This is a genomic window from Nitratidesulfovibrio oxamicus, assembly GCF_015731765.1.
Classification (GTDB): Bacteria; Desulfobacterota; Desulfovibrionia; order Desulfovibrionales; family Desulfovibrionaceae; genus Cupidesulfovibrio; species Cupidesulfovibrio oxamicus.
This window is the reverse complement of the sequence record NZ_VRYY01000341.1, coordinates 1-2827: the sequence shown is the minus strand read 5'-3', so window position 1 is coordinate 2827 and position 2827 is coordinate 1. Positions and strand designations below refer to the sequence as shown.

The 2827-nt window shown below is 68.8% G+C and carries 3 protein-coding genes; 1 reads left to right on the top strand and 2 read right to left on the bottom strand.

Annotated features, from left to right (window positions below; genetic code table 11):
* On the top strand, positions 1-274 hold a 274-nt coding region (locus FVW20_RS11755; RefSeq protein ID WP_196609760.1), incomplete at its 5' end, for a ComEC/Rec2 family competence protein.
* A 202-nt stretch (positions 275-476) separates the two neighbouring features.
* Here the strand turns inward: FVW20_RS11755 and FVW20_RS11750 are convergent.
* Together FVW20_RS11750 and FVW20_RS11745 are read right to left on the bottom strand one after the other, a co-directional pair.
* Positions 477-1562, bottom strand: coding sequence for an Fpg/Nei family DNA glycosylase (locus FVW20_RS11750; protein ID WP_196609759.1), 1086 nt, complete (start codon positions 1560-1562; stop codon positions 477-479).
* Between the two features lie 430 nt (positions 1563-1992).
* Positions 1993-2400: a type II toxin-antitoxin system HicB family antitoxin gene (locus FVW20_RS11745; RefSeq protein WP_196609758.1), complete on the bottom strand. Its 408-nt coding sequence runs from the start codon at positions 2398-2400 to the stop codon at positions 1993-1995.
* Positions 2401-2827 lie beyond the last annotated feature (427 nt).

Sequence of the window (2827 nt, the reverse complement as noted above, 5' to 3'; positions counted from 1 at the left end):
GCTGCTGCCGCAACTGCTGGACGCGGTGCGCCCCTCCGTGGCCCTGGCCAGCGCGGGCTACCGCAACCGCTGGGGCTTTCCCGTGGCGGACACCCGCGCCGCGCTGGCGGCACGGAACATTCCCCTGCTGGTCACGGCGGAATCGGGCCAGATACAGGCCCGGTGGGGTGCGGGCGAGATCGGCGGCACGGAGGGTACTCGCGTCTGGCCCGGGCCGGCCAGCATCACCACCGCCCGCGACGGGGACGGCGACGACGCCGACGGCGGGCAGTAGCGCCGGGCGAACGGCCAGCCTTGACGAACATGCCGCGGCCCTCCACGCAGACATGCCGAAGGTACGGGGTCGGAATGTGGCTTCGATTCTCCCGTACCGGGTGGCTGCGCGGCCACATCGCGTAATGCCGTCCACTTGCCATGCCCGGCACGGCCTGTGCCCTACCCCCGCCCTGTCCCTCTCCGGCTATTTCGGCTTCTGGCTATTTCAACTTCTGACAACGCTCGCAGAATACCGTGGTGCGCCCGCCCACCTTGCCCGTGGTCAGCGTGCGTCCGCAGGCCACGCACGGCTGCCCGGACCTGCCGTATACCCGGAAGCGGTTCTGGAAGGCCCCGGCATCGCCGTGGGCATCGCGGTAGTCGCGGATGGAACTGCCGCATTCGGCGATGGATTCGCGCAGCACGTCCACCAGATGGCCGTGCAGAACGCGCAACCGATCGGGCGAAAGCTCCCCGGCCTGCGCATCGGGCCGGATGGACGCCCGGAACAGCGATTCGTCGGCGTAGATGTTGCCGATGCCCGCAATGACCGTCTGGTCCAGCAACAGCGCCTTGATGCGCCCCCGCCGCCCCCGGAACAGCGCCGCGAAGTCCGGCGCGGCAATCTCCAGCGGCTCCGGCCCCAGCGACCGCCAGAAATCCCACGTGGCCAGATCGGCCTCGGACAGGGCCCGCACGTAACCGAACTTGCGCGCATCGTCGAAGAACAGCCGGTTGCCGTCATCCAGCCCGAAGATCACGCGGGTATGGGTGTTGGGCGCCACCTCCGGCCCGTAGACAAACAGCCGTCCGGTCATCTTCAGATGCACGCCCAGCAGATGCGGCACGCGGTTTCCGCCCGCGCTACCCGTGCTTACCGTGTTGCCCGTGTTGTCCGTGTTGTCCGTGTTGTCGGAAGCGCCCGCCGCGCCTGTCGCGCTGGAACCGGCCATCTTGCCCGCCGCGTCGCGGCAGGTCATCAGGTCTGCCGCGTCTGGCGGAACATCGGACGGAGCATCAACCGCTGCACCAGCAGGCCCTGCCGCATCCGGCCCGCCCGCTCCACCGCCTGTGGCATCCGGGGCGTCCGGTCCGCCCGGGCCATCCAGCGGGACCAGCTCCAGCAGCAGCAACTTGCCGCGCCGCCCCACACCGGCAATGACGCGCCCCGGCACGCAGTGGGAGAACACCGCAGCGTCGCCCTGCACCGTGCCCTCGTTGCGTACCGCAACGGACACGATGCGCCGCCCCGTCAACTGGGGCCGCAAACCGCAGGCAATGGTCTCCACCTCTGGCAACTCAGGCATGGGCAACTCCGCGTGACAGTCGTGCGATGAACGAAAAACGCCGCATCGGCACACCATAGGCACGCCGACGCGGCCTGTCAGCAGGCCCGCGCATGACGGGGCCGAATTGGCGGGGAGGCAAGGAAGGCGGCCCTTACGCAGCCATCGAGCACAAAACGTGACACCGCGCGCGAGGGCGTTTGTCCTTAGGACATTGCATTCGCGGGCTTACGGCACAACCGGCGCAGGCGGCGGAAAGGCGGCACGCGCGCGAGGGCGTTTGTCCCACAGCCATCGTCTTTCCGGCCTCAGGCACAACCCGGCGTTTGCCGCGGATTTCGTGCCGCGAGCAAGGAAGGCGGCCCTGACGTGAGGGCGCATACTCTTTTCGTATTCGTCCGATACGTCAGGGCCGCCTGACGCAGCCATCGGTCGGAAGACGCGGCAAACGCTAAGGGCAGCCCATCCGGTCGCAGAGATCACGGATAGCCGCCACCACCACCTGCGACCGGCTCATGTTCCAGTCGGCGGCCACGGCATCCAGCTTTTCCTTTTCCTGCTCGGTCATGGTCAGGGTCACCTTGACCACGCGGCGCGGCTCCAGACGCACGGGCACCATGAACAGGGCGGCTCCGGCTGGCGGGGATGCGGGCAACCGGTCCGGCGGGGTGGGTTCGGGCAGGGGCTCGCCACGGGCCAGCAGCCCGCGCACGTGCTCGGCCAGGGCTTCCTCGGCCACGCCATAGGCCTCGCACAAAGTATCGGCGCCCACATCGCCGGGAGCGGCGTCGGGAAAATCGGGAAAGTCCACGGCGAATCCGTCATCGCCGAGGGGAGTCAGCACGGCGCAATACAACATTCCATCCTCCGACAGTGGTATCCGCGCATGTTCGCGGATTGTGCGTTTGCTCATGTTGGCGCTGGCACGCCGGATTCCCACGCCCCAAAGGGCATGCTCCGGCGCGACGCACCCCGCTGACGCAAGGCATTCGGGGCGGCGCGATCAAACTCCAACTCGTCCGATTCCGCAGCGCAACCCTCCCCTGCGCAGCCGTGCCCGTGGCCGAAATGCCATGGAATGCGGGCAGCGCGGGCGGCTGCGGAAAATTCCTACTTCAGGCCGGGTACGGTGAGCACCCGTTCCGCCTCGGCATCGCCGGGGCCGCGCACGGTAAAGCGCACGTCCTGCCCGGCGGCCACGGCTGCCGCGCCCGCCTCGTGCAGCACGCGCATGCTGTCCACCACGCGGTCACCCACCCGCAGGATGAGGTCGCCGGGACGGAACC